The 260-nt window shown below is 45.0% G+C and carries 1 pseudogene (running past one end of the window); it reads left to right on the forward strand.

The annotated features are described in order from the left end of the window. Positions 1–259: pseudogene (locus A2048_03960) on the forward strand (hypothetical protein) (it extends 1,430 nt beyond the left edge of the window). The last annotated feature ends 1 nt before the right edge of the window (position 260 follow it).

The following is a 260-nucleotide window of genomic DNA, read 5'->3' on the forward strand; positions in this document are numbered from 1 at the left end:
CCAACTTAAAGCGCTTGTGAACGCCAATTACCTCTACTTTCTTGAAACCGCTCCCTTGGAACTTTTTTTGAACCAGGCCAATATCCGCAACGAGATCGGCTGGGACATGAGTTTGGGGCTTCAGTACCGCCCGTTTTTAAACAACAATGTCATTTTGAATTTAAACGGCGCCTACTTTTTGCCCGGCGCCGGATTTCGGGATATTTTGACAAGCCAGGACTTGTATCAGGTGTTTAGTAATTTGGTTCTCACTTATTAGG

Source organism: Deltaproteobacteria bacterium GWA2_45_12 (genome assembly GCA_001797365.1).
Classification (GTDB): Bacteria; UBA10199; UBA10199; order UBA10199; family UBA10199; genus UBA10199.